We start from the raw sequence: 6,026 nt of genomic DNA, 5'->3' as shown, positions 1-6,026 counted from the left end.
GTTCAATAAAGGTAAATATAAATACGCTTTTTATAAATAAGGTAAATAGCATGCTATACTGTAACCGTAAACAATAAGATTTAAAAGGAGATTGTTGATGATTAAATACAAAGAATTGGAAAGTTATATAGATGAATGGAGATATTATTCCGATGAGAATAATCCTAGATTGGATTTAGAATATTGCAAGACGAAAATTGTTGAAAAAGCAAAAGAGTTTAATCTTCCTTGTCAAATTGATGAAGAACAAATAAAACTCGGCGGTTTGTTCAATAAAGAGATTGAAGAATGTCTAGTTATTTCGCACCCAGATCATCAAAGAGACTATGTAAAGTTTTGTTTTCGTTTAAAAAACCAAGGATCAGTACAGCTTCTGACTATAGATACTTTAGGTGAGAGTAAACAATTAAAAAAATACTATATATCAGAAGATAATAAAAGATTTAGAGAATCAATTAGAGAATCGGACTTGTCCTTGGGGCAGAAATTAGGAGCTCAACTTAGTAATTTAACAGTTAGCAGTCTTAGAACTTTAGGGAAAAATCAGAGCAAGATTGATGCAGAGTTAAAATACTGTGAGTTTTTAACAGAAGTACTAACACAGTTTAAATCAAATAATGATTAGGAGTGAAATATGAGTAAAGCAATTGGAATTGATTTAGGAACGACTTATTCAGCAGTATCTGTATTATCAGAGACTGGACAACCACAAATTTTATTGAATCAAGATGGTGAAAATTTAACTCCATCTGTCGTATTCTTTCAGGATTTTGATGGGAAAGATGAACCACTTGTTGGTATTCAAGCTAAAAATTTGGCAGCAAGTAGTCCTGAAGCAGTTGTACAGTATGTCAAAAGACAGATGGGAAATCCAAACTGGAAGTTTGATTCTCCTAGTGATACTGTTTATACAGCAGAAGAAATTTCTGCAATCATTTTAAAAAGATTAAAAGAAGGAGCAGAAAATGCACTTGGTGACAAAGTAGAGGATGTTGTAATAACTGTTCCAGCTTATTTTGATGATGCCCGTAGAACAGCAACGAAACATGCTGGAGAAATTGCAGGACTTAATGTTTTACGAGTTTTAAATGAACCGACAGCCGCTGCACTTGCATACGGTATATCAGCAGAAAAAAATGAGACAGTATTGGTATACGATTTAGGTGGTGGAACTTTTGACGTCACATTAATGAAAATAAAAGATGGCGAGTTTGATGTTATTGCCACTGATGGAGATCGTAATCTAGGAGGGTTTGATTTTGATAACGCCTTATCAATGATTATTGCTGAAAAGATGGAAGAACAGGGAGCAGAGGATATTTATACGGATGAACACTTTGCTGCCTTACTTCGTGAAAAATCAGAGAATACAAAGAGAGGACTAACAACTGTAGAAAAAACAAATGTCTTTCTCGACTATAAAGGAAAAAGTTATAAAATTCCGATAACACGTGTAGAATTTGAAGAAGCAACAAAAAGTCTAATGAATCGTACAGAGGAGCTGTTAGATGATGTTGTTGAAGAATCTGGAATGTCATGGGATGAAATTGACCAAGTACTATTAATAGGTGGTTCAACTCGGATGCCAATGGTACAAAGAAAATTGGAAGAGAAAATTGGGAAGAAGATTGTATATTCTATTAATCCAGATGAAGCTGTAGCACAAGGAGCAGCTATTCAGGCAGCATTGGAAATCGCTAATAAATCAGAAAGTGCAGATGTTAGTGAAACAGTTCGTGGATTAGCAGAAAAGTTAGTTGTTTCGGATGTCACTTCTCAAGCCTTGGGAACTTTGGCACTTTCGAATGGTGTGAAAAGAAATACAATTATTATTCCTAAAAATTCCAAGGTACCAAATAAGTACTCTGAGTATTTTTCAACAGTTGTTGATAATCAACAAAATGTGTTAGTAGAGGTTACTCAAGGGGATGACGAGGATCCACAATTTGTTACGGTTATAGGAGAGAGTACCATTAAATTACCGGGTGACTGGCCAGCAGGAACGGTTTTGAAGGTAACTTATCATTATGATGTCGATCAAACAGTTTTTGTAGAGGTACATGATTCGGATAATCACTTATTAGGGACTTTTGAAGTAGAGAGACAAGCAAATCTCGATAAAAGTGCTGTAGAAGTAGCTAGTCGTAAAATAAAAGATTTAACTATTGATTAGGGGAGGAACACAATGTCGGTCATAAACTATTATGAAGAGTTAGGGATTTCAGAAACAAGTTCATTAGATGATGTCAAGAAAAGTATCAAGTCAAATAGAAGACGCTATCGCCAGTTGACAGGTTCACCAAATATTGATCAAAGATCAATGGCTGAGAGAAAGATGGAAGTCATTGCACAGGCAGAAAAAGTATTTGAAAGTGAAGAAACCAGACAAAAATATGATAGGGAATTAGAAAATTCTAAACAAAGTTCTGAAGGAGTCCCTGATTCGACTCCAACTAATCATTCAAATTCAAGCTATCTTGATTCAGCTAGACAGGCCTTCTATTCAGGAAAGAAATCATTAGCTTATTCCTACATTGAAGAAGCCTTAAAAATAAATCGAAATGATGCAGATGTTTGGTATTTCAAGGCTATGATTAGCCTTGAAGATAGAAAGTTATCAGATGCAGAATTAGCTATTAGTGAAGCTAATAGATTGAGACCTAAAAACGCAGATATCTTATCTTTGTTAGGTGATGTTTATTGTGAAAAGAATCAGCAAAAGTTTGCAATTCAGTATTATCAGGAAGCTTTTGAACTATCTAATAATTCCTTTTATCTTTTGAAAAAGGGGAGATCACTATTTTTATTTGATCAGTATAAACAGGCAGTAAAAGATGTTCGATATCTGTACGATCATTATTTAGAAGAAAATAAAAATAATGAAGAATATATTTATTACCTTTTATCATGCTCTTATAGAGAAATTGGAGATAATGAGGAAGCCTATAATTTTGCAAGAAAATTAGTAGATGTTTCAGATTCACTAGAGCATAAACTACATTATGCAGGTATTCTATTTTTGAAATCTGAAGATGAGTGTGAGAATTATTTAGATACCTTAAACGAACGCTATGGTAACAATAAAGATTTCCAGCAAGTATATTTTAAGTTACTATTAGATATCACGATAGAGCGTATGAAAAAAGCACCTGATACAGACGTTGAGGCTTTCTTTAGAAAATATATTGATCGAACAAAATATGAGAATGAAGCAGTTTTAGATAATAAGGCGCGTGTTCGAATTGCAGAAGCTTACTTGGCCAAGGCACAAAGTTTAGGGATTGAAAATAAAATTATAGATAATGATTTTTACAATGAATTTATTGAAAATAAAAATTATATCAATTATGNCACAACACGCCATTCACAAGGTATGGGATGTCTCATGTTCATCTTAGTTTTTGCAGCCAATTGGTTTTTGAGTGGTTTCTTTGATAAGTTTGTAAATAGCTTTTGGATTAGTAACGCATTAAGTTTGGCATTGTTATCAAATATTGTCTTGTATTACAATTACCCTAAAGGATGGCAAATAAATAGAAGAAAGAAAGGATAAAGTTTTTATGAGTGAAGAAGTATTGCATGAAAAAGTTTCGTATATCGTAGATAAAGTTGAAGATATTGAATCTTTAATTACACGCCGTTTATTAGAAGATAAAGCAAAAAATAGTCTGATTGAAGANCTGAAGCAGTATTTAATCTATAGACAGGATTTAGATAAGGGTGAGAAATTTGCTCCATTTATGAAACAGATTCTTCAAGTTATTGATCGTATTGAATCATCTGAAGAAAAATCAGATTTGCTTACTTCAATTGCTGAAGAACTGCTGCAAATTCTTTCATTGAATGGATTACAAGTTATTGATAATAGTGGTATGATTGACCCCAGTATGCACGAGGTTGTTAATACAGTAGCAGCTACTGATGAACAAAGTGAAAATAATATTGTTGAAGTATTGCAAAAAGGATATTTGTTAAATAATAGGGTTCTTAGACCAAGTAAAGTGACTATTGCTAAATAAGGTATTTTTTTAGGAGGTGGAGAAATTGTTGCGCTTTTTTAAGCATCGCAGAAATATACTATATTTTATATTAGGATTTCTTTGGGGCAGAAGACAGAATGCTAAGGTTTCTCCAGAACCACCTACTCCTTCTACACCTAAACATAGTGAACTTCCCAGTATTTCCAAGGCAACTCATAATGGTAAAATGACAGGATTTGAGCCACAAAAGCTTAAGAATTATCAACTTTATCAGCATGAATTGATGTTTGGAGAACCTGGAAAAGGATTGAATAAATCAGGATTCGATGAATCTGCAGTTAATCTTGGTCAAGAGGGTGAAATCAATTTTGCTAAAGCATTACAAAAAAAGGGGCTTTTAGAAAAACTAGTTACCTTTTGGTCTGTTCACAATCTCAATTTAGAAGATGAAAGGGTAGATGCAGATATTGATTGTGTTATTGTTTCTGGATCTACGATTTGGTTAGTAGATTTAAAATTTTATGCTTCAGGAAATGTGATTTATAGAGAAGCGGATGGTTTATTGTACACTATAGACAGTGCTACAGGAGCTCAAATAGGCAGACCTAAAAAAATGTCCCCTAACATGTCTTATGCAGAAGAAAGCTTTTTCCATAAATTTGCAAATTTATTAAAATATTATCGCTTGGAAACACGTGTTGTCTTGATGCCTACCTATAAGGGTGCAGGTAGATTGGATAATGTCTTTTGGCCAGGCCATATTAAGGCTGTTAGTCTAGAAGAGATGTTAGATGAGTTATCTAGGGAAGATAAGTTTAGGGATACAATTGGTGGACAGATGATTCGGCAGACATTTAATTTGCTTTTGAAACGCTAAATCATGTAAAAACAATAAAGGATTTGATGTTATAGATTTTTTATATGAGTTATATTTCAAGAATAATATGAGCCGAATTGAATTTACTAGAACTTATACAATCCAGTAAAATATTTCTAAGGAAGTAGAAGGAAGTATTAGAAATTATTTTAATAAGTTCAGATTAATATATACCTACAAATTATTAAACAAATATAGGGGGGATTCTGCTTTAAGATTGTCATGGTTTTAAGAAATGATAAATTGGATGGATAGGAGAGCTGGAATTTATATGAGAACAAACATTTTAAAATTAAGTCAATTCTTGAATATTTTCTATTTAAAAATTGCTTTACTAATATTCTCGTGCTTGTATTTTATCGCTCCATGGTTCATTGTATTAAAGGATTTTGAAACATATAAAGTTCAATATCCAGCTGTTATTGGAATAGCTGAGTTTATCGTTTTAACATCTTTCTTAATTTTTGTATATATTTTTTTACCTATCTTCTGTGTGATTTTTCTATATAAAATAATTGTGGGCAGTATTAATGTAAGACGTTGTTTGATACAGATAAAGAATTACAAATTATATATGATTGTTTTGAATAGAATACCACTACATACATTTATAGTTTATTTTTCATCATTATTGTTATGGTTAATGTATCTTACAAAACCAGTGGATGTGAGTAATGCTTTACCTTTACCAATTATCTTACCTCTTGAAAAGATAAATCCCTTCTATATGATTCTAGGATATTGGCTCTTAAATAAGCGATGTGAATATCAGTTGCATCAGTACCTTTATCCTGTAATGAAAGGGAGTTCTCATGATGGTAGAATTTATGCACTTCCAGAGGAACTTTTTATCTGGAATAGGAATAGAAGTCAAAAAATTGGTAAGTGGAAACGAGATAGAAGGTATAATACGACCACCGATCTAGTAGAAGCTCAAATTGGTTACAGTAAGTTTCCATTTTTTTTACTGGCAACAAAATGGTCAGTAGATCCTTATGATCAGAACTGGACAATAGGAGAAAAGGCATATTTGACGAGTAGGTGGAAATGATAAAATAGAAAGTCTTTAGTCTAATAACTAGGAAAAAGATTAAGTATACTTTTTTCATAAAAATTTCATTTGCTAATCAAATAAAGTATAAGCACAGATACTCTTTTCATAAATATAG

The 6,026-nt window shown here is 32.4% G+C and carries 6 protein-coding genes; all 6 read left to right on the top strand.

Going from position 1 to position 6,026, the window contains the following annotated elements; genetic code table 11:
- Window positions 1-97 precede the first annotated feature (97 nt).
- Window positions 98-625: a hypothetical protein gene (locus D8836_RS08720; protein ID WP_125393750.1), complete on the top strand. Its 528-nt coding sequence runs from the start codon at window positions 98-100 to the stop codon at window positions 623-625.
- A 9-nt stretch (window positions 626-634) separates the two neighbouring features.
- Window positions 635-2,173 carry an Hsp70 family protein gene (locus D8836_RS08715; RefSeq protein ID WP_125393749.1) on the top strand — a complete coding sequence of 513 codons (1,539 nt, stop codon included), beginning with the start codon at window positions 635-637 and terminating at the stop codon, window positions 2,171-2,173.
- Between the two features lie 12 nt (window positions 2,174-2,185).
- Window positions 2,186-3,553, top strand: coding sequence for a molecular chaperone DnaJ (locus tag D8836_RS08710; RefSeq protein WP_125393748.1), 1,368 nt, complete (start codon window positions 2,186-2,188; stop codon window positions 3,551-3,553).
- Window positions 3,554-3,560: 7 nt separating this feature from the next.
- Window positions 3,561-4,019: a nucleotide exchange factor GrpE gene (locus tag D8836_RS08705; protein WP_125393747.1), complete on the top strand. Its 459-nt coding sequence runs from the start codon at window positions 3,561-3,563 to the stop codon at window positions 4,017-4,019.
- Between the two features lie 16 nt (window positions 4,020-4,035).
- A complete protein-coding gene (locus tag D8836_RS08700) occupies window positions 4,036-4,857 on the top strand; it encodes a nuclease-related domain-containing protein (RefSeq protein WP_080929557.1) in 822 nt (273 codons plus the stop codon).
- A gap of 271 nt (window positions 4,858-5,128) precedes the next feature.
- Complete coding sequence (locus tag D8836_RS08695; protein WP_049502091.1) at window positions 5,129-5,908, top strand: hypothetical protein; 780 nt, start codon at window positions 5,129-5,131, stop codon at window positions 5,906-5,908.
- Window positions 5,909-6,026: the final 118 nt, after the last annotated feature.

This window comes from Streptococcus mitis (assembly GCF_003942995.1).
Classification (GTDB): domain Bacteria; phylum Bacillota; class Bacilli; order Lactobacillales; family Streptococcaceae; genus Streptococcus; species Streptococcus mitis_CV.
The sequence above is the reverse complement of the archived record's forward strand: the minus strand, read 5'-3'. Positions and strand labels throughout refer to the sequence as shown.